Here is a 20,149-nt window from a genome sequence, read left to right as displayed (position 1 = left end):
GGTTTATCGGCCAGACCGGCAGCAGACTTGAATGCTCCGCCACGTCAGGCCACCTGCGGGACAAGTTGCTGGGCCAGCAGGTGCTTGAGCAAGGCGCGATAGGCCAGTACGCCGCGGCTCTTGCCGTCGAACTGCGAAGGTGTCAACCCGGCCCGGCTGGCATCGCGCAGGCGCGTATCGACCGGGATATAGCCTTGCCAGATCTCATCCGGGAACTTGTCGCGCAGCACCCGCAAGGTGCCCAGGGACGCCTGGGTGCGGCGGTCGAACAGGGTCGGCACGATGCTGAACGGCAGCGCCTGTTTGCGCGAGCGGTTGATCATCGCCAAGGTATTGACCATGCGCTCCAGGCCCTTGACCGCCAGGTGCTCGGTCTGCACCGGGATCACCAGTTGCTGGCTCGCCGCCAAGGCATTGACCATCAGCACGCCGAGCAACGGCGGGCTGTCGATCACCGCATAGTCGAAATCCTGCCACAGCTGCGCCAGGCTCTTGGCGATCACCAGGCCCAGGCCGCTCTGCCCCGGCGACTGGCGCTCCAGGGTAGCCAGCGCGGTACTCGAGGGCAGCAGGGAAATACGTTCGTCACTGGTCGACAGCAGCAACTGCCCGGGCAAGCCCTCGGGAACGCTGCCCTTGTGCAGGAACAGGTCGTAGTTACTGTGTTCCAGGCTGTCGGGGTCATAGCCGAAATAGCTGGTCATGGAGCCGTGGGGGTCGAGATCGACCACGACCACGCGCTTGCCCGCCTCGGCCAGCAACCCGGCTAAAGCGATGGAACTGGTGGTCTTACCGACGCCACCCTTTTGATTGGCAACTGCCCAGACTCTCATTCAGATTGTTCCTCCCGGCAAGCACGGGCCCACCGAGAAATAGCACCCAGTTATAAAGCCGGTGACGGAGAATTGACGGCACTCTCGCGTCCCGGCGTCTTGACTGACGTAGGTGCAGTTTGTGTGCCAGCCCGCTTCAATGCCGCATCCGGTGTTGCATGGGCGGTGCCGGTGCCCGTCAGGCTGCGGCGTACGTCGAGATTGCGCGACACCACCAGCACCACCCGACGGTTGCGGGCACGGCCATCGGCCGTCGCGTTATTGGCTACCGGCTGGAACTCGCCGTAGCCCACCGAAGCCAGGCGCTGCGGATTGACCCCCTGCATCGCCAGCATCCGCACGATGCTCGCCGAGCGGGCCGACGACAGTTCCCAGTTGGTCGGGTACTGCGCGGTCTGGATCGGCTGGTTGTCGGTAAAGCCCTCGACGTGAATCGGGTTGTCGAAGGGTTTGAGGATCGCCGCCACCTTGTCGATGATGTTGAACGCCAGGTCGCTGGGCATGGCATCGCCGCTGCCGAACAACAGGCTGGAGTTGAGTTCGATCTCGACCCACAGCTCGTTGCCGCGCACGGTCATCTGGTTGGAACTGATCAGGTCGCCAAAGGCCGCGCTGATATCGTCGGCGATGCTTTTCAGCGGATCGCTGGCACCGGCGATACCGGCGTCGGTCTGCTCGCTGTCCTTGACCAGCGGCTTGGCCGGGGTCACGGTCTGGGGCCGCTCCTCACCGATGGGAATCGGCTTGAGGGCGCGGTCCGAATCGGTGAACACACCAATCAGCGCTTCGGAAATGACCTTGTACTTGCCCTCGTTGATCGAGGAGATCGAGTACATGACCACGAAAAAGGCGAACAGCAAGGTGATGAAGTCCGCGTAGGACACCAGCCAACGCTCGTGGTTGACGTGTTCTTCATGCCGGCGACGACGGGACATAGTCCATTACCCCCATCAATCCATGAAGCCTTGCAGCTTCAACTCAATGGAACGAGGGTTTTCACCTTCGGCAATCGACAGGATTCCTTCAAGCAACATTTCGCGATAACGCGACTGCCGCAAGGCTATGGACTTGAGCTTGGCGGCGATCGGCAGCAACACCAGGTTGGCGCTGGCCACGCCGTAGATGGTCGCGACGAAGGCCACGGCGATGCCGCTGCCCAGCTGCGAAGGGTCGGCCAGGTTGCCCATCACATGAATCAGGCCCATGACCGCACCGATGATACCGATGGTCGGCGCGTAGCCGCCCATGCTTTCAAAGACCTTGGCCGCCTCAATGTCGCGGCTTTCCTGGGTGTAGAAATCCACCTCCAGGATACTGCGGATGGATTCCGGCTCGGCGCCGTCCACCAGCAGTTGCAGGCCCTTGCGCGAATAGGTGTCGGGCTCGGCATCGGCCACGCCTTCCAGGCCCAGCAGGCCTTCCTTGCGAGCGGTCAGGCTCCAGTTGACGACGCGGTCGATGCCCCCGGGCAGGTCGACTCGCGGCGGAAACAGGATCCAGCCGAGGATCTGCATCGCGCGCTTGAAGGCGCTCAGCGGCGATTGCAGCAACGCCGCACCGATGGTCCCACCCAGCACGATCAGCGCCGCCGGACCATTGGCCAGGGCCGACAGATGACCGCCTTCCAGGTAGTTGCCACCGATGATGGCGACGAACGCCATGATGATCCCGATGAGGCTTAGAACATCCATCAGAGACAGGCCTCGACCAGATGCTTGCCGATGTCGTCCAGGCCGTACACCGCATCCGCCAGCTCCGCCTTGACGATCGCCATCGGCATCCCGTAGATCACACAGCTCGCCTCATCCTGGGCCCAGACCGCGCTACCGCCCTGTTTGAGCAGGCGCGCGCCTTCGCGACCGTCGGCGCCCATGCCGGTGAGGACCACCGCCAGAACTTTGTCGCCGTAGGACTTGGCCGCCGAACCGAAGGTGATGTCCACGCACGGCTTGTAGTTCAGGCGCTCGTCGCCCGGGAGGATTTTCACCGCGCCACGGCCGTCGACCATCATCTGCTTGCCGCCCGGTGCCAGCAGCGCCAGGCCCGGACGCAGGATGTCGCCGTCCTCGGCTTCCTTGACGCTGATCCGGCAAAGCTTGTCCAGGCGCTCGGCGAACGCCTTGGTGAAGGCCGCCGGCATGTGCTGGATCAGCACAATCGGCGCCGGAAAGTTGGCCGGCAACTGGGTCAGCACCCGCTGCAGCGCCACCGGGCCACCAGTGGAGGTACCGATGGCCACCAGTTTGTAGGCCTTGCGCTTGGGCGCCGGCGACGACGCGCCAGCGGCCGGCGTACGGGCGGGAATCGGCGTCGCCGCCGGGCGCGCCGTGGCCGTGCCGCCGAAACTGCCGGTGCTCGTTGGCGCAGGCTTCGGTGTCGCCGCCGGTTGTGGCGCCGGCGTACTGTAGCTGCTGAAACGACGGTTACTGCGCGAGATGCTATGGACCTTCTCGCACAGCAGTTGCTTGACCTTCTCGGGATTGCGCGAGATGTCTTCGAAGTTCTTCGGCAGGAAATCCACCGCGCCGGCATCCAGCGCATCCAGGGTTACCCGGGCGCCTTCATGGGTCAGCGAGGAGAACATCAATACCGGTGTCGGGCAGCGCTGCATGATGTGCCGCACGGCCGTGATGCCATCCATCATCGGCATCTCGTAGTCCATGGTGATCACGTCCGGCTTGAGCGCCAGCGCCTGATCGATCGCCTCTTTGCCGTTGGTCGCGGTACCGACGACCTGGATATTGATATCCGCTGAAAGAATTTCCGAGACGCGGCGGCGGAAAAAACCCGAATCATCCACCACCAGGACCTTGACTGCCATAAACACTCCGTTAGGCGGGGCAAGGCAAATGGCCCCGCCCCTCCGGTATTCAAATACGCCGTGCGGCGTAACGCTTGAGCATGCTCGGAACATCGAGAATCAGGGCGATGCGGCCGTCACCGGTAATGGTGGCGCCCGACATGCCTGGAGTCCCCTGGAGCATCTTGCCCAATGGCTTGATGACGACTTCTTCCTGGCCGACCAGTTGATCGACGACGAAGCCGATCCGCTGGGTGCCGACCGAAAGGATCACCACATGGCCTTCGCGCTGCTCTTCGTGAGCGGCGGAACTGACCAGCCAGCGCTTGAGGTAGAACAGTGGCAGCGCCTTGTCGCGGACGATCACCACCTCCTGGCCGTCGACCACGTTGGTGCGCGACAGGTCCAGGTGGAAGATTTCGTTGACGTTGACCAGCGGGAAGGCGAACGCCTGGTTGCCCAGCATCACCATCAGGGTCGGCATGATCGCCAGGGTCAGCGGCACCTTGATGACGATCTTCGAACCCTGGCCCTTGGTCGAGTAGATGTTGATCGAACCGTTGAGCTGGGAAATCTTGGTCTTCACCACGTCCATGCCCACGCCGCGGCCGGACACGTCGGAGATCTCGGTCTTGGTCGAGAAGCCCGGGGCGAAGATCAGGTTGTAGCACTCGGTGTCGCTCAGGCGATCGGCGGCATCCTTGTCCATCACCCCACGCTTGACCGCAATGGCGCGCAGGACGTTCGGGTCCATGCCTTTGCCGTCGTCGGAGATCGACAGCAGGATATGGTCGCCTTCCTGCTCGGCCGCCAGCACCACCTTGCCGCCACGGGACTTGCCCGCTTCCTCGCGCTCTTCCGGCGACTCGATACCGTGGTCGACGGCGTTGCGCACCAAGTGCACCAGCGGGTCGGCCAGGGCCTCGACGAGGTTCTTGTCGAGGTCGGTCTCTTCGCCGACCAGCTCCAGGTTGATCTCTTTCTTGAGCTGGCGGGCCAAGTCGCGAACCAGGCGCGGGAAGCGCCCGAAGACCTTCTTGATCGGCTGCATCCGGGTCTTCATCACCGCGGTCTGCAAGTCGGCCGTGACCACGTCGAGGTTCGACACGGCCTTGGACATGGCTTCGTCGCCGCTGTTGAGCCCCAGGCGCACCAGGCGGTTACGTACCAGCACCAGCTCGCCGACCATGTTCATGATTTCGTCCAGCCGCGCGGTATCGACCCGCACGGTGGTTTCGGCTTCGCTGACCGGCTTTTCCGCCGGGGCGGCAGCCGGAGCACGAGCAGGCGCCGGAGCAGCGGCTGGAGCCGGTTTTGGCGTTTCGGCCTTGGCTTCGGGCTTCTTCACCGCTGGCTTGGCGACGGCGGCAGGCGCCGGAGCCGTGACGGCCGTTGCGCTACCCACGGTCGCCGCGGCAGCGGGCACTTCAGAGAACTTGCCCTTGCCATGCAGCTCGTCGAGCAGGGATTCGAATTCCTGGTCGGTGATCAGGTCGCTACCGGCGGCGGCCGCGCTTGGCGCAGCCGGCGGTACCGCCGCTGCTACCGCGGAGTCCAGCGCATCGACCGCAAAGTTGCCTTTGCCATGCAGCTGATCCAGCAGGGCTTCGAACTCGTCATCGGTGATTTCGTCGCTGGCCGCGGTTTTTTCCGCAGCCGGCGCCGTGGCCGAAGGGGCCACCGCATCCGGTGCGAACTGGCCCTTGCCATGCAATTGATCGAGCAGCGACTCGAACTCGGCGTCGGTGATTTCGTCGCTGGCCGCTTCGCTACCGGCGGCGGGTGCCGCGGGAGCAACAGCAGCCGGGGCTTCGGCCTCGGCCTTGGCGGCATTGAGCGAATCGAGCAACTGCTCGAACTCGCTGTCGGTGATATCGCCGGACTCGCTTTCGGTCGATTCGGCGACCGGCTCGGCAACGGCTTCAACAACTGCCTCAACGTCGGCCACCGGCGCGGCGACCTCCTCGGCCCCCGCAGGCTCGGCCAGACGGGCCAGGGCAGCCAGCAGCTCCGGAGTGGCGGCGGTGATCTCGGTACGCTCGCGCACCTGGCCGAACATGCCGTTCACCGCGTCCAGCGCTTCGAGCACTACGTCCATCAGTTCCGCGTCGACGCGACGCTCACCCTTGCGCAGGATGTCGAACACGTTCTCGGCGATGTGGCAGCACTCCACCAGCTCGTTGAGCTGGAGGAAGCCGGCGCCCCCTTTTACAGTGTGAAAACCGCGAAAAATTGCGTTGAGCAGATCCGCATCGTCCGGCCGGCTTTCCAGCTCGACCAGTTGTTCGGACAGTTGCTCTAGAATCTCGCCGGCCTCAACCAGAAAATCCTGAAGGATTTCTTCATCGGCGCCGAAGCTCATGTATGGGTGCTCCTAGAATCCAAGGCTGGAAAGCAAATCGTCGACATCGTCCTGACCGGATACAACGTCTTCACGTTTATCGGCATGAATCTGCGGACCTTCACCCTTGGCCAGATGTTTTTGCGGATCTTTTTCAGCGAGGATCGATTCACGGTCATGTTCGATGCCGGCAAAACGATCGACCTGGCTGGCCATCAGGACCAGTTTGAGCAGGTTGCTCTCGACTTCGGTGACCAACTGGGTCACGCGCTTGATCACCTGACCGGTCAAGTCCTGGTAGTCCTGCGCCAGCAGAATGTCGTTGAGGTTGCTCGATACCGCGCGCGTGTCTTGCTCGCTGCGGGTCAGGAAACCGTCCACCCGGCGGGCCAGGTCGCGGAATTCCTCGGCGCCCAGTTCGCGGCGCATGAAACGCCCCCAATCGGCGCTCAGGGCCTGGGCTTCGCTGCTCAGGCCATTGACCAGCGGGGTCGCGCTCTCGACCAGATCCATGGTGCGGTTGGCCGCGGCCTCGGTCAGCCTGACCACATAGGACAGGCGCTCGGTGGCATCCGTGATCTGTGAAACTTCCTCGGCTTGCGGCATATGCGGGTCAATCTGGAAATTGACGATGGCGCTATGCAGCTCGCGGGTGAGCTTGCCGACCTCCTGGTACAGGCCGCGATCACGGGTCTGGTTGAGCTCATGGATCAGTTGCACGGCTTCGCCGAACTTGCCTTTTTCAAGGCTGTCGACCAGTTCGAGTGCGTGTTTTTTCAGGGTCGATTCGAAATCGCCCAATGAAGATTCGTTGTGCTCCATAGCTCCCCCGTGGCGGAATGATTCCACTCTCAACCGATGCGTTCGAAGATCTTCTCGATCTTCTCTTTCAACGCCTGGGCCGTGAAGGGCTTGACCACATAACCGTTTACGCCGGCCTGGGCAGCTTCGATGATCTGTTCGCGCTTGGCTTCAGCGGTCACCATGAGTACCGGCAGGTGCTTGAGTTTTTCATCGGCGCGCACATGGCGCAGCAGATCGATACCGGTCATGCCGGGCATGTTCCAGTCCGTTACCAGAAAGTCGATGCTCCCACTGTTGAGGACCGGAATGGCGGTGGTGCCATCGTCAGCCTCGACCGTGTTGGTGAAGCCCAGGTCACGCAACAGGTTTTTTATGATCCGCCGCATCGTTGAGAAGTCATCAACGATGAGGATTTTCATGTTCTTGTCCAATTCGACCTCCAAGCAGTCTTAAACGCGTCCAGCACCTGAACGCGCCATTCAATCAATCAGGCAGAGCACTCAACGACTGCATGGAATACACACCGCAAGTCCGGCCACGTCGTGCCAGTCTCGCCCGCAGTGTCCCCCACACTGCCTGTCAGCGCGCTCGCCACTCTCCCAAACGCCCCCGCAAACGGGCCGCGCACTGGCTGTGTAACTGGCTGACCCGCGATTCGCTGACTCCCAGGACCTCACCGATTTCCTTGAGGTTCAGCTCTTCGTCGTAGTACAGCGCCAAGACCAGTCGCTCACGCTCCGGCAAATTGGCAATCGCGTCCGCCAGCGCGGCCTGGAAACGTTCGTCCTCCAGGTCGCGCGACGGCTCGAGATGAGCACTCGCGCCATCCTCATGCAGCCCTTCATGCTCGCCGTCCTGCAACAGGTCGTCGAAGCTGAACAGGCGACTGCCCAAGGTGTCGTTCAAAATCCCGTAATAATCGTCGAGACTCAATTGAAGTTCGGCCGCAACTTCATGATCTTTAGCGTCACGACCGGTTTTAGCTTCAATTGCGCGAATGGCATCGCTCACCATCCGGGTATTGCGATGTACCGAACGCGGCGCCCAGTCACCTTTACGGACCTCATCGAGCATCGCACCACGGATACGGATACCCGCGTAGGTCTCGAAACTCGCGCCCTTGCTCGCGTCGTACTTGGTCGACACTTCGAGCAGACCGATCATCCCGGCCTGGATCAGGTCTTCGACCTGGACACTGGCCGGCAGGCGCGCCAGCAAGTGATAGGCAATACGCTTGACCAGAGGCGCATAGCGCTCGATCAATTCGTACTGGCTGTCACGTGCCGACTTTTTGTAAAGGTTGTAGCCGCTGGCGCTCATAGCACCGGTCCCGCTGTCTGATGCACGAGCCGCTCGACGAAAAATTCCAGATGTCCACGTGGGTTGGCCGGCAACGGCCAGGTATCGACCTTCTGCGCGATGGCCTTGAATGCCAGCGCGCATTTCGAACGCGGAAACGCTTCATAGACCGCACGCTGCTTTTGCACGGCCTTGCGCACGCATTCGTCGTAAGGCACGGCGCCGACATATTGTAGGGCCACGTCCAGGAAGCGATCCGTGACCTTGGTCAACTTGGCGAACAGGTTGCGCCCTTCCTGCGGGCTCTGTGCCATGTTGGCGAGCACGCGGAAGCGGTTCATGCCGTAGTCGCGGTTGAGCAGCTTGATCAGCGCGTAGGCGTCGGTGATCGAGGTCGGCTCGTCGCAGACCACCAGCAACACCTCCTGGGCCGCGCGGACGAAGCTGACCACCGAGTCGCCGATGCCGGCGGCGGTGTCGATCACCAGCACATCGAGGTTGTCGCCGATGTCGCTGAAGGCCTGGATCAGGCCGGCATGCTGCGCCGGGCTCAGATGAACCATGCTCTGGGTGCCGGACGCCGCCGGCACGATACGGATTCCACCCGGCCCCTGCAGCAGCACATCGCGCAGCTCGCAGCGGCCTTCGATCACGTCGGCGAGGGTCCGTTTGGGGGTCAGCCCCAATAGCACGTCGACGTTAGCCAGGCCCAGGTCGGCGTCCAGCAGCATGACGCGCCGGCCGAGCTCCGCTAGGGCCAGGGACAAGTTCACTGACACGTTAGTCTTGCCGACGCCACCTTTGCCGCCGGTCACCGCGATCACCTGTACGGGATGCATGCTGCCCATGTTCGTTCTTTACCTTGTCTTACTTAGACGGGGCCACATAACTGGCTGCGCGTTCACCAACGGAACAATGCCTGGCAGACCATCGATGTAGGTACATTGCAATCTTTTCATGATTCCCTCAGCCAACCCGCTTGGTCGGGTTGTGGTAGAGGTCAGCGAACATGTCAGCCATGGCTTCTTCGCTGGGTTCTTCCTGCATCTGCACGCTCACCGCACGACTGACCAGCTGGTGACGGCGCGGCAAGTGCAGATCGTCCGGAATCCGCGGGCCATCGGTCAGATAGGCAACGGGGAGTTCATGACTGATCGCCAGGCTCAACACCTCACCAAGGCTGGCGGTTTCATCCAGTTTAGTCAGGATGCAGCCGGCCAGCCCGCAACGCTTGTAGCTGTGGTATGCGGCGGTTAGAACCTGTTTCTGGCTGGTGGTTGCCAAGACCAGATAATTTTTTGCCCGGATGCCACGTCCAGCCAGGCTTTCCAGCTGCATGCGCAGGGCCGGGTCGCTGGCTTGCAGGCCGGCGGTGTCGATCAGCACCACACGCTTGCGCAGCAGCGGATCGAGGGCTTGCGCCAGGGACTGGCCCGGGTCGACATGGGTCACCGAGACGTTGAGGATCCGGCCCAGGGTCTTGAGCTGTTCCTGGGCGCCGATGCGGTAGCTGTCCATGCTCACCAGCGCGATGTTCTGCGCGCCGTACTTGAGTACATAACGCGCGGCCAGCTTGGCCAGGGTGGTGGTCTTGCCCATGCCGGCGGGGCCGACCATGGCGATCACACCGCCCTCCTCCAGTGGCTCGACTTCCGGGGTCACGATCATCCGCGCCAGGTGGGCCAGGAGCATGCGCCAGGCCTGGCGGGGTTCGTCGATTTCAGTGATCAGCGCCAGCAGGTCGCGGGCCAGCGGACCGGACAAGCCGATACGCTGCAGGCGCCGCCACAGGTTGGCCTGTTCGGGCCGGCTGCCTTGCAGCTGGCTCCAGGCCAGGGAGCCGAGCTGGACTTCCAGCAGCTCGCGCAGGCCATTGAGTTCAAAACGCATCGAGTCCAGTGCCCGCTGATCGACAGCCGGCGCGGCGACTACCGGGGCCGGGCGCTGGGGCTCGTTGAATGTAGGTTCGATCAGCGGCTCGGCGGCGGTCAGCGGCAGGCCGGCGAACAGCTGGCGATTGGTGCTGGCATCGCCGTCGCCACGCAGGCTCAGTTCGGCCTGGGCGGTGACGATGCGCGACTGAGTCTTGCGCAGTTCGTCCTCGAGCTCCATGTTCGGCACCCGTGGCGCCAGCGCCGACAGCTTGTAATCCAGGGCAGCCGTCAGCTCGACACCGCCGGCGATGCGGCGATTGCCAATGATGGCGGCGTCGGCGCCCAGCTCATCACGAACCAGCTTCATGGCCTGACGCATATCGGCGGCGAAAAAACGCTTAACTTGCATAACCCACTACCTCAGCCGTTGGGCCCTACTGTCGCAACGATGGTCACTTGCTTGTTGTCAGGGATTTCCTGGTACGCCAACACGTGCAAGCCCGGGACCGCCAGGCGCCCGAACCGCGAGAGCATCGCGCGGACCGGACCGGCTACCAGCAGAATCACCGGTTGACCTTGCATTTCCTGGCGCTGCGCGGCTTCGATCAACGAACGCTGCAGCTTCTCAGCCATGCTTGGCTCCAACAGGACACCCTCTTCCGAGCCTTGTCCTGCCTTCTGCAGACTATTGAGCAAAATCTGTTCCAACCTGGGCTCCAAGGTGATCACAGGCAGCTCGGACTCAGTACCTACAATGCTTTGCACGATGGCGCGCGACAATCCGACACGCACCGCGGCCACCAAAGCGGCAGTATCTTGACTCTTGGCGGCATTGTTCGCGATGGCCTCGGCAATGCTGCGGATATCGCGCACCGGCACCTGTTCGGCCAGCAGCGCCTGCAGCACCTTGAGCAGCTGGGACAACGAAAGCACGCCCGGCACCAGCTCTTCCGCCAGCTTCGGCGACCCCTTGGCCAGCAATTGCAAGAGCTGCTGGACTTCTTCGTGGCCGATCAGCTCGCTGGAGTGCTTGTACAGAATCTGGTTGAGGTGGGTGGCGACCACGGTGCTGGCGTCGACCACGGTGTAGCCCAGCGACTGCGCCTGGGCGCGCTGGCTGATCTCGATCCACACCGCCTCCAGGCCGAAGGCCGGATCTTTGGCGTTGATGCCGTTGAGCGTGCCATAGACCTGCCCCGGGTTGATCGCCAGCTCGCGATCCGGGTAAATCTCGGCCTCGGCCAGGATCACCCCCATCAGCGTCAGCCGGTAGGCGCTGGGCGCCAGGTCGAGGTTGTCGCGAATATGCACGGTGGGCATGAGGAAGCCCAGGTCCTGGGACAGCTTCTTGCGCACGCCCTTGATCCGCGCCAGCAATTGCCCACCCTGGTTGCGGTCCACCAGGGGAATCAGGCGGTAACCGACTTCCAGGCCGATCATGTCGATCTGGGTCACGTCGTCCCAGCCCAGTTCCTTGGTTTCCAGGGCGCGGGCCGGCGAAGGCAGCAGCTCCTGCTGGCGCTTGACCTCTTCCAGCGCCTTGACCTTGACCACGTTCTGGCGTTTCCAGAAAAGGTACGCGGCACCGGCCGCCAGGGCCGCCATGCTCAGGAAGGAAAAGTGCGGCATGCCCGGCACCAGGCCCATCACCGCCATCAGGCCAGCGGCGACAGCCAGGGCCCGGGGCGAGGCGAACATCTGCCGGTTGATCTGCTTGCCCATGTCTTCGGAACCGGAAGCACGGGTCACCATGATCGCGGCCGCGGTGGACAGCAGCAGCGATGGCAATTGCGCCACCAAACCGTCACCGATGGTCAGCAAGGCGTAGACCCGGCCGGCATCGCCGAAGGACATGTGGTGCTGGAAGATGCCGACCGCCATGCCGCCGATCAGGTTGATGAACAGGATCAGCAGGCCGGCGATGGCGTCACCGCGGACGAACTTGCTGGCACCGTCCATGGAACCGTAGAACTCGGCCTCCTGGGCCACTTCCGAGCGGCGGGCCTTGGCCTGGGCCTGGTCGATCAGGCCGGCGTTGAGGTCGGCGTCGATGGCCATCTGCTTGCCCGGCATCGCATCGAGGGTGAAACGCGCGCTCACCTCGGAAATCCGCCCGGCACCCTTGGTCACCACCACGAAGTTGATGATCATCAGGATCGCGAACACCACGATACCGACCACATAGTTACCGCCGATCACCACCTCGCCGAAGGCCTGGATCACTTTACCGGCGGCGGCGTGACCGTCCTGGCCGTGGAGCATCACCACCCGCGTGGAGGCCACGTTCAGCGCCAGGCGCAACAGAGTCGCCACCAGCAGGATGGTCGGGAATACCGCGAAATCCAGCGGCCGCAGGGCATACACACAGACCAGCAGCACGACGATCGACAGGGCGATGTTGAAGGTGAAGAACACGTCCAGCAGGAACGGCGGCACCGGCAGCATCATCATGGCCAGCATGACCAGCAGCAACAGCGGCACCCCCAGGTTCCCTCGACTGAGGTCGGCCAGGTTAGTGCGAGCCGTACTGATTAACTGAGAGCGATCCACCGGTATTCCCCGTTCCCTTGAAGCAAACTTTTGACGCCTGGAGGCGGCGCAGGGCGGGTATTGCAAGAAGCCTTCCAACTTTGGCCTGGAACACAAACTGATTTATGGCGTTGCGCCATCAGTCGTCACACAAGGCGCTTTCGCGCCATCGCGAGCAAGCTCATTCCTACAGGCCGGGCGTGGATTCTGTAGGAGCGAGCTTGCTCGCGATAACGTCGGCACAGCCAACGCCGATCTCAGGAATCGCGACGCAAATCCGGCGGAATCGGCAGGTCCTTGAGCGGATCGGGACGCTTGCCTTTACCGGCCCGGTGCTGGCGAATCTGATAGACATACGCCAGCACCTGGGCCACCGCCAGATAAAGCCCGGCGGGGATTTCCTGCTCCAGCTCGGTGGAGTAGTAGATCGAACGCGCCAGCGCCGGCGATTCCAGCAACAGCACCTCGTTGGCCACGGCGATCTCGCGGATCTTCAGCGCCAGGAAATCGCTGCCCTTGGCCAGCAACACCGGCGCCCCACCCTTCTCGGCGTCGTACTTGAGCGCCACGGCGTAGTGGGTCGGGTTGGTGATGACCACATCCGCCTCGGGAATCGCCGCCATCATCCGCCGCTGCGACATCTCGCGCTGGACCTGGCGAATCCGCTGCTTGACCTCCGGACGCCCCTCCTGATCCTTGTGCTCGTCACGCACTTCCTGCTTGGTCATCAGCAGCTTCTTGTAGCTCTGGTACAGCTGCACCGGCACGTCCACCGCGGCGATCAGGATCAGCCCGCAAGCCATCCACAAGGTGCTCCAGGCCACCACTTGCACACTGTGGATAATCGCCTGCTCCAGCGGCTCGTGGGCGATCCGCAGCAGGTCGTCGATGTCCGAAGACAGCACCGACAAGGCCACGATCAAGATCACTACGAACTTGGCGAAGGCCTTGAGCAACTCGATCAGCGAGGTCGGGGACACCATGCGCTTCATGCCGCTGAGCGGGTTCATGCGGCTGAACTTGGGCGCCAGGCTCTTGGTGGAAAACAGCCAGCCGCCCAGGGAGATAGGACCGATCAGCGCCGCCAGCACCAGGGGCAGCAGGATCGGCATCGCGGCGATAATCGCGATCTTGCCCGAATGCAGCAGGTACAGGCCCATGGCGCCGGGGCTGAGCAGCACCTCGCGCGGCAGGGAGAAATTCAGGCGCATGATTTCCAGCAGGTCCCGGGCCACTCCCGCGCCGTAGATCAGCAGGCCGGCGGCGCCGATCATGGTGATCGCCAGGGTATTGAGTTCCTTGGAGCGGGCAATCTCACCCTTTTCCCGGGAGTCCTTCTTGCGTTTCTCCGTGGGGTCTTCTGTCTTGTCCTGACCGCTCTCGCTCTCAGCCATGGCTCAACGCGCCTGTGCCAGGTTGCGTAGCAACTGCAGGGCCTCGACGGCCAGCGGTTGGTACTGGTTGAGAATGTCGCCCAGGCTGACCCAGAAAATCACCAGGCCCAGCACCAGGGTCAGCGGAAAGCCGATGGAGAAAATGTTCAACTGCGGCGCCGCGCGGGTCATCACGCCAAAGGCGATGTTCACCACCAGCAACGCGGTGATCGCCGGCAATACCAGCAACAGCGCGGCGCCCAGCACCCAACCCAGCTTGCCGGCGATGTCCCAGAAATGGTTGACCAGCAGCGCGCTGCCCACCGGCAAGGTGGTGAAGCTCTCGGTCAGCACCTCGAAAACCACCAGATGCCCATTCATGCCGAGGAACAGCAAGGTCACCAGCATGGTCAGGAACTGCCCGATCACCGCCGCCGAAACACCGTTGGTGGGGTCGACCATGGAGGCGAAGCCCATACCCATCTGCGTCGAAATGATCTGCCCGGCGATCACGAAAGCCTGGAAGAACAACTGCAGGGAGAAACCGAACAAGGCACCGATGATGATCTGCTCGGCAATCAGCAGCAGCCCGCCGAGATCCAGTGCATTGACCGCCGGCATGGGCGGCAGCCCCGGCACCACCACGACTGTGATGGCCAGGGTGAAATACAGGCGGATACGGGTCGGCACCAGGGTCGTGCCGAAGACCGGCATGGTCATCAACACGGCGCCGATACGAAACAGCGGCAGCATGAAGCTCGCGACCCAGGTGCTGATCTGCGTATCGGTAAGCGCCAGCAGAGACATGATTCAGCCGATCAACTGCGGAATACTGCCGTACAACTGCAGGATGTATTCCATGAAGGTCTGCACCAGCCAGGGACCGGCGACGATCAGCGTCACCAGCATCACCAGCAGGCGCGGCAGGAAGCTCAGGGTCTGTTCGTTGATCTGGGTGGCGGCCTGGAACATCGCCACCAGCAAGCCCACCAGCAGGCTGGGGATCACCAGGATGGCGACCATCATGGTGGTCAGCCAGAGCGCTTCGCGAAACAGGTCTACCGCAACTTCAGGCGTCATTGCGCACCACCCGCCAACAAGGTTTTAAACACCGCCGAAACTGCCCGCCAGGGTGCCGATGATCAGCGCCCAGCCATCCACCAGCACGAACAGCATGATCTTGAACGGCAGGGAAATGATCAGTGGCGAGAGCATCATCATGCCCATGGCCATCAGCACACTGGCGACCACCAGGTCGATGATCAGGAACGGAATGAAGATCATGAAACCAATCTGGAACGCGGTCTTCAGCTCCGAGGTGACGAAGGCCGGCACCAGTATCGTCAGCGGCGCCTGGTCCGGCGTCGCGATATCAGTGCGTTTGGACAGGCGCATGAACAGCTCCAGGTCGCTGCTGCGGGTCTGGGCCAGCATGAAGTCCTTGATCGGCACCTGGGCCTTGGCCACCGCGTCCTGGGCGCTGAGCTTCTCCGCCAGGTACGGCTGCAGGGCATCCTGGTTCACCCGGTCGAACACCGGGGCCATGATGAACATCGTCAGGAACAGCGCCATGCCGGTGAGGATCTGGTTCGACGGCGTCTGCTGCAGGCCCAGGGCCTGACGCAGGATCGAGAACACGATGATGATCCGGGTAAAGCTGGTCATCAGCATGACGAACGCCGGAATGAAGCTCAGCGCGGTCATGATCAACAGGATCTGCAGGCTGACCGAGTATTCCTGCTGGCCGTCGGCATTGGTGCCGAGGGTGATCGCCGGGATCGACAACGGGTCGGCCGCCAGCGCCAGCGGCGCCGCCAGCATCAGGGCCAACATCAAGAGGAGGCGCAACGGCATTACTTCTTATCCTTCTGATCCTTGCCCAGCAGCTCCATCAGGCGCTGGGCAAACTCCGGAGTCGCCTGCTCGGTGCTCGGCACCTGCACCGGCTCCTTGAGCACATGCAACGCAGTGATGGTGCCCGGCGTCAGGCCGAGCAGAATCTGTTCGTTGCCGACCTGCACCAGCACCAGCCGGTCCCGCGGGCCAAGCGCACGCGAACCGATCAGCTCGATGACCTGGCCCTTGCCGGCCGGTCCGGCCTGCTGCACCCGGCGCAACAGCCAGGCGAGGAAGAAGATCAGCCCCACCACCAGCAACAGGCCCAGCACCAGCTGGGTCAGCTGCCCGGCCACGCCGCTGCTGCCAACCGCTGGCGCGGCGGTACCGGCCACCGGCTCGGCGGCCATGGCCCAGAGCGGCCAGGCCAGGAACAGCGCGAGTGCCTTTCTCACTTAGCGCAGCTTCTTGATGCGTTCGCTCGGGCTGATCACGTCGGTCAGGCGGATGCCGAACTTCTCGTTGACCACCACCACTTCGCCATGGGCGATCAGCGTGCCGTTGACCAGCACGTCCAGCGGCTCGCCGGCCAGGCGATCGAGTTCGATCACCGACCCCTGGTTGAGCTGCAGCAGGTTGCGAATGTTGATGTCGGTGCTGCCGACCTCCATGGAGATCGATACCGGGATATCCAGGATCACATCCAGGTTCGGACCGTCGAGGCTCACCGGCTCGTTGTTCTTCGGCACGCTGCCGAACTCTTCCATCGGCAGGCGATTGGACGCCGGCGCGCTGGCCGCATCGGCCGCCAGCAAGGCATCGATATCGTCTTGCCCGGCGTCGCCGGTTTCCTGCAGGGCAGCCGCCCACTCATCAGCCAGGGCCTGGTCTTCTGCGGAAGTCATTTCGTGTTCGTCAGCCATGTTGTCCTCGGCGGGCAAAAAATCATTAACAAAGCGAATTCATAACAACGCCGCTCAACGGCGCTCGATCGGCTCGACCACTTGCAGGGCCAGGTTGCCCTTGTGCGAACCGAGCTTGACCTTGAACGCCGGTACGCCGTTGGCGCGCATGATCATGTCTTCAGGCAGTTCCACCGGGATCACATCCCCTGGCTGCATGTGCAGGATGTCGCGCAGGCGCAACTGCCGGCGGGCGACCGTGGCGCTCAAGGGCACATCCACATCCAGCACGTCTTCGCGCAGGGCCTTGCTCCAGCGCTCGTCCTGGTCGTCCAGGTCCGACTGGAAGCCGGCGTCGAGCATTTCCCGCACCGGCTCGATCATCGAGTACGGCATGGTCACGTGCAGGTCGCCACCACCGCCATCGAGCTCGATATGGAAGGTCGAGACCACGATCGCTTCGCTCGGGCCGACGATGTTGGCCATGGCCGGGTTCACTTCGGAGTTGATGTACTCGAAGTTGACTTCCATGATCGCCTGCCAGGCTTCCTTCAGGTCGACGAAAGCCTGCTCCAGCACCATGCGCACCACGCGCAATTCGGTCGGGGTGAATTCACGGCCTTCGATCTTGGCGTGACGACCGTCGCCGCCGAAGAAGTTGTCCACCAGCTTGAACACCAGCTTGGCGTCGAGGATGAACAGCGCGGTACCGCGCAGCGGCTTGATCTTCACCAGGTTGAGGCTGGTCGGCACGTACAGCGAGTGCACGTATTCGCCGAATTTCATCACCTGCACGCCGCCCACCGCCACGTCCGCCGAACGGCGCAGCATGTTGAACATGCTGATACGGGTGTAGCGGGCAAAACGTTCGTTGATCATCTCCAGGGTCGGCATGCGTCCGCGGACGATGCGATCCTGGCTGGTCAGGTCGTAGCTTTTGACGCTGCCGGGCTCGGCGGCGTGTTCGGTCTGTACCAGACCGTCATCGACGCCATGCAGCAGCGCGTCGATCTCATCCTGGGACAGCAGGTCCTGCACGGCCATGTCGTGTTCCTACTGCAGTACGAAGTTAGTAAAGAGCAACTGCTCGACCACCACTTTGCCGACCTCTTTCTGCGCCACTTCCTGCACGCTGGCGGTGGCCTTCTGACGCAGCATTTCCTGACCGACCGGAGTCGCCAGGGTGTCGAAGCTCTGGCCGGAGAAGAGCATGACCAGGTTGTTGCGGATCACCGGCATATGCACTTTCAGCGCATCCAGATCGGCCTGGTTGCGCGCCAGCAGGGTGATGCTCACCTGCATGTAGCGCTGGCGGCCGTTCTGCGTGTAGTTGGCCACGAAGGCTGGTGCCATGGGCTCATAGATGGCCGCCGGCTTGACGCTGCTGGTCGCCTCGGTCGTCTCGGCAGGCTTGCTCTGGGCACTGCTGTGCATGAAGTACCAGGTCGCCCCGACGGACAAACCGATCGCCAGCAACAGGGCCAGAACAATCAAGAGGATAAGCTTGAGTTTGCCTTTCCCGGCGGGGGTTTTCTCTGCTGCTTCGCTCTTCGCCATGCCAATAATCCGTCACTAATCGGGTTTTCACAGTCGCACGGCAAGGCAAGAGCAAGTGTTATGCCAGATTTGTCTGAACTGGGATGAACTGAAGGGATAGGGGAAGCGCAAAGCAAAAGATCGCCAGCCGCGGCGCCACACGGCTGGCGATCTTCTGTTCAATGACGCCCGAAGCGGGTCAGGCGTAATAGTCGACGGCGCTGCTGCCGATGACCGTGCTGGTGCTGGCGGCGACTTCGGCGACGCTCGGCGGCAACTCTTCATCCACCCCATCCAGACGCCCGCCGCTGGCGCTGGTGCCGTTGCTGCGATGCTGCCCCTGCTGGGCCTGCTCCTGGCCACCCTGCCAGTTGCGCGACTGGTCGGAGACGTTGACGTCCACCTGCCCCATGCCTTGCTGGTGGAACATGTCGCGCAGGCGATGCATCTGCCCTTCGAGGGCCTCGCGCACGCCGACATGGGCACTCATGAAGGTCACCTGGGTCTGCTGGTCCGGCACCATGTTCACGCGAATATCCAGGCGCCCCAGCTCGGCCGGCTGCAACTGGATCTCGGCCGACTTCAGATTGACGCTGGACAGGTACATGACCCGGTTGACCACTTCTTCGGTCCAGCCGCTCTGATGCATGGCCAGCGGCTGGTTCACCGGGACGGCATTGGCGGTCTTGGGCGTGGCCGCCTGGGTCAGGGCTGCCAGGCGGTTGGCGAAATCGTCGACGCGGGTGTCGCTGGCAGCGCCCTTGAGGTCCTTGAGACCGTCATCGAGCAGGCCGCTGAAAGCCTTTTCGCCGCCCTGCTCGGTGCTGTCCTTGTCCACCTGCAGGTCCAACATAGTGGCCATGCCGCTGGCGAAGGTCTGGGCCGAAGTCGGTCCGTCATCGGCCACCACGCTCGGCGACGCCTTGTTCTGCGCCTGACTGGAAGCCGAGACATGGCCGCTCTGCTCCATGGCCAGGCGCACCACCGGCAACGCATCCAGCGGATCGGCTTCAGGATCGAATTCCGGATCGACCGGCACCGGCGTCGCGGTGCTGGCCACCACCGGTATCACCGGCTGCGTTTGCGGCTGCACTGGCGGCTGTGCCGGAACCGGCGCGACCGCCACTTCCGGCTCGGGCGCCGGCAACGGCTGGGTCGCCTGCATCAGCGCCGGATCGAGGGTCGGGTCGACCGGCGTGCTCTCGGCCAGCGGCTGATCGCTGCTCGCGGCCTGGTCATCGGCGACTTTTTTGTCACTGGCGACAGCCTTGTCGGCAGGCAAGGTTTTGCCGCTATCGGCAACCGCAGGCTCGGAGGCGGCAGTCTTGCCCTTGCCCGGATCCACCTTGGCAGCGCTTTCGCCCCCCTTGTCGCGAGCCGGCTTGATCGGGCCGCCGGCAGCCGCTACCGGCTTGCCGAGTGCCTCCTTGGCGAACACCCGGGCAAAGCTTGCGCCTTTGTCCCCGGGCTCGGCGGCGCTGGCCTGGGGGGTGGCGGAAGACGCTTGAGTCTTGGCCTGGGAAGCGGCCTGAAGAAACATGTTCGGGGTAAGGGGCATGAAAACGGTCTCCGCTGCACTGGGATCGTAGGTACAGTTGGGAGACTTGACTGCAAAGGTCGAGCCAGCTTTGCTGGCTCGCGGGAAAAAACCTGGGCTGCAGCGGTTTTTCAGCAGTGAAAACGCTGGCGTTCCTGCTCGCACAGCTGGCGGACAATGGCGAATTCGCCATCGATCTCGCCCACCAACTGCTCGATACCGCGCAACGACGAGCCCTGGGCTCGCTGCTCCAACTGATGACAGAGCTCGGCCAGGCGAATCGCCCCCATATTGCTGCTGCTGCCCTTGAAGCTATGGGCAGTGGCGACAAGTTGACGGGGGTCGTCGACCTTGTGCAACTGGCGCAAACGCTCTTCGGAGTCACAGAGGAAGGTGTCGAGCAACAACGGATACTCATCCTCCATGACTTCCTGCAATGCGTTCAGCACCTCGTGATCCAGATGAATCTCAGACACTTGCTCACT

21 protein-coding genes are annotated in these 20,149 nt (G+C 62.9%); all 21 read right to left on the bottom strand.

Translation table 11 applies throughout. The features are described 5' to 3' along the window. Positions 1-44: 44 nt before the first annotated feature. The gene (locus PMI20_RS11555; RefSeq protein WP_007922498.1) at positions 45-833 is read right to left on the bottom strand and encodes a ParA family protein; all 789 of its coding nucleotides are present in this window, start codon (positions 831-833) and stop codon (positions 45-47) included. Positions 834-883: 50 nt separating this feature from the next. Beyond that, the gene (motD, locus tag PMI20_RS11550; protein ID WP_007922499.1) at positions 884-1,768 is read right to left on the bottom strand and encodes a flagellar motor protein MotD; all 885 of its coding nucleotides are present in this window, start codon (positions 1,766-1,768) and stop codon (positions 884-886) included. Positions 1,769-1,783: 15 nt separating this feature from the next. Beyond that, the gene (locus PMI20_RS11545) at positions 1,784-2,524 is read right to left on the bottom strand and encodes a flagellar motor protein (RefSeq protein WP_007922500.1); all 741 of its coding nucleotides are present in this window, start codon (positions 2,522-2,524) and stop codon (positions 1,784-1,786) included. Continuing rightward, a complete protein-coding gene (locus PMI20_RS11540) occupies positions 2,524-3,654 on the bottom strand; it encodes a protein-glutamate methylesterase/protein-glutamine glutaminase (RefSeq protein WP_007922501.1) in 1,131 nt (376 codons plus the stop codon). The genes PMI20_RS11545 and PMI20_RS11540 overlap by 1 nt, the downstream gene beginning before the upstream one ends. A gap of 49 nt (positions 3,655-3,703) precedes the next feature. Next, positions 3,704-5,995: a chemotaxis protein CheA gene (locus PMI20_RS11535; protein ID WP_007922502.1), complete on the bottom strand. Its 2,292-nt coding sequence runs from the start codon at positions 5,993-5,995 to the stop codon at positions 3,704-3,706. Positions 5,996-6,007: 12 nt separating this feature from the next. Then, the gene (locus PMI20_RS11530) at positions 6,008-6,796 is read right to left on the bottom strand and encodes a protein phosphatase CheZ (RefSeq protein WP_007922504.1); all 789 of its coding nucleotides are present in this window, start codon (positions 6,794-6,796) and stop codon (positions 6,008-6,010) included. 29 nt (positions 6,797-6,825) lie between these two features. Further along, positions 6,826-7,197: a chemotaxis response regulator CheY gene (locus tag PMI20_RS11525; protein WP_003183998.1), complete on the bottom strand. Its 372-nt coding sequence runs from the start codon at positions 7,195-7,197 to the stop codon at positions 6,826-6,828. A gap of 160 nt (positions 7,198-7,357) precedes the next feature. Beyond that, a complete protein-coding gene (gene fliA / locus PMI20_RS11520; protein ID WP_007922505.1) occupies positions 7,358-8,098 on the bottom strand; it encodes an RNA polymerase sigma factor FliA in 741 nt (246 codons plus the stop codon). Then, the gene (gene fleN / locus PMI20_RS11515) at positions 8,095-8,925 is read right to left on the bottom strand and encodes a flagellar synthesis regulator FleN (RefSeq protein ID WP_007922506.1); all 831 of its coding nucleotides are present in this window, start codon (positions 8,923-8,925) and stop codon (positions 8,095-8,097) included. Before fleN ends, fliA begins: the two co-directional genes overlap by 4 nt. Before the next feature lie 118 nt (positions 8,926-9,043). Then, on the bottom strand, positions 9,044-10,360 hold the full coding sequence (gene flhF, locus PMI20_RS11510; protein WP_007922507.1) for a flagellar biosynthesis GTPase FlhF: 1,317 nt from the start codon (positions 10,358-10,360) through the stop codon (positions 9,044-9,046). Positions 10,361-10,371: 11 nt separating this feature from the next. Then, the gene (flhA, locus tag PMI20_RS11505; protein ID WP_037033952.1) at positions 10,372-12,501 is read right to left on the bottom strand and encodes a flagellar biosynthesis protein FlhA; all 2,130 of its coding nucleotides are present in this window, start codon (positions 12,499-12,501) and stop codon (positions 10,372-10,374) included. Between the two features lie 236 nt (positions 12,502-12,737). Then, complete coding sequence (flhB, locus tag PMI20_RS11500) at positions 12,738-13,874, bottom strand: flagellar biosynthesis protein FlhB (protein ID WP_007922509.1); 1,137 nt, start codon at positions 13,872-13,874, stop codon at positions 12,738-12,740. 3 nt (positions 13,875-13,877) lie between these two features. Next, positions 13,878-14,660, bottom strand: a complete 783-nt coding sequence (fliR, locus tag PMI20_RS11495) for a flagellar biosynthetic protein FliR (protein ID WP_007922510.1) — start codon at positions 14,658-14,660, stop codon at positions 13,878-13,880. A 3-nt stretch (positions 14,661-14,663) separates the two neighbouring features. Further along, complete coding sequence (gene fliQ, locus PMI20_RS11490; RefSeq protein ID WP_003184009.1) at positions 14,664-14,933, bottom strand: flagellar biosynthesis protein FliQ; 270 nt, start codon at positions 14,931-14,933, stop codon at positions 14,664-14,666. Positions 14,934-14,957: 24 nt separating this feature from the next. Continuing rightward, positions 14,958-15,707 carry a flagellar type III secretion system pore protein FliP gene (gene fliP, locus PMI20_RS11485; protein ID WP_007922525.1) on the bottom strand — a complete coding sequence of 250 codons (750 nt, stop codon included), beginning with the start codon at positions 15,705-15,707 and terminating at the stop codon, positions 14,958-14,960. Continuing rightward, on the bottom strand, positions 15,707-16,144 hold the full coding sequence (gene fliO / locus PMI20_RS11480) for a flagellar biosynthetic protein FliO (protein ID WP_037033955.1): 438 nt from the start codon (positions 16,142-16,144) through the stop codon (positions 15,707-15,709). The genes fliP and fliO overlap by 1 nt, the downstream gene beginning before the upstream one ends. Next, a complete protein-coding gene (gene fliN / locus PMI20_RS11475) occupies positions 16,145-16,612 on the bottom strand; it encodes a flagellar motor switch protein FliN (RefSeq protein WP_007922527.1) in 468 nt (155 codons plus the stop codon). Positions 16,613-16,666: 54 nt separating this feature from the next. Beyond that, on the bottom strand, positions 16,667-17,635 hold the full coding sequence (gene fliM, locus PMI20_RS11470; protein ID WP_007922528.1) for a flagellar motor switch protein FliM: 969 nt from the start codon (positions 17,633-17,635) through the stop codon (positions 16,667-16,669). 9 nt (positions 17,636-17,644) lie between these two features. Beyond that, positions 17,645-18,148 carry a flagellar basal body-associated protein FliL gene (gene fliL / locus PMI20_RS11465; protein ID WP_007922529.1) on the bottom strand — a complete coding sequence of 168 codons (504 nt, stop codon included), beginning with the start codon at positions 18,146-18,148 and terminating at the stop codon, positions 17,645-17,647. A gap of 178 nt (positions 18,149-18,326) precedes the next feature. Further along, the gene (locus PMI20_RS11460) at positions 18,327-19,685 is read right to left on the bottom strand and encodes a flagellar hook-length control protein FliK (protein WP_284172579.1); all 1,359 of its coding nucleotides are present in this window, start codon (positions 19,683-19,685) and stop codon (positions 18,327-18,329) included. Between the two features lie 110 nt (positions 19,686-19,795). Further along, a complete protein-coding gene (locus tag PMI20_RS11455) occupies positions 19,796-20,140 on the bottom strand; it encodes an Hpt domain-containing protein (protein ID WP_007922619.1) in 345 nt (114 codons plus the stop codon). Positions 20,141-20,149 lie beyond the last annotated feature (9 nt).

It is taken from the genome of Pseudomonas sp. GM17, assembly GCF_000282175.2.
GTDB lineage: Bacteria > Pseudomonadota > Gammaproteobacteria > Pseudomonadales > Pseudomonadaceae > Aquipseudomonas > Aquipseudomonas chlororaphis.
The sequence above is the reverse complement of the archived record's forward strand: the minus strand, read 5'-3'. Positions and strand labels throughout refer to the sequence as shown.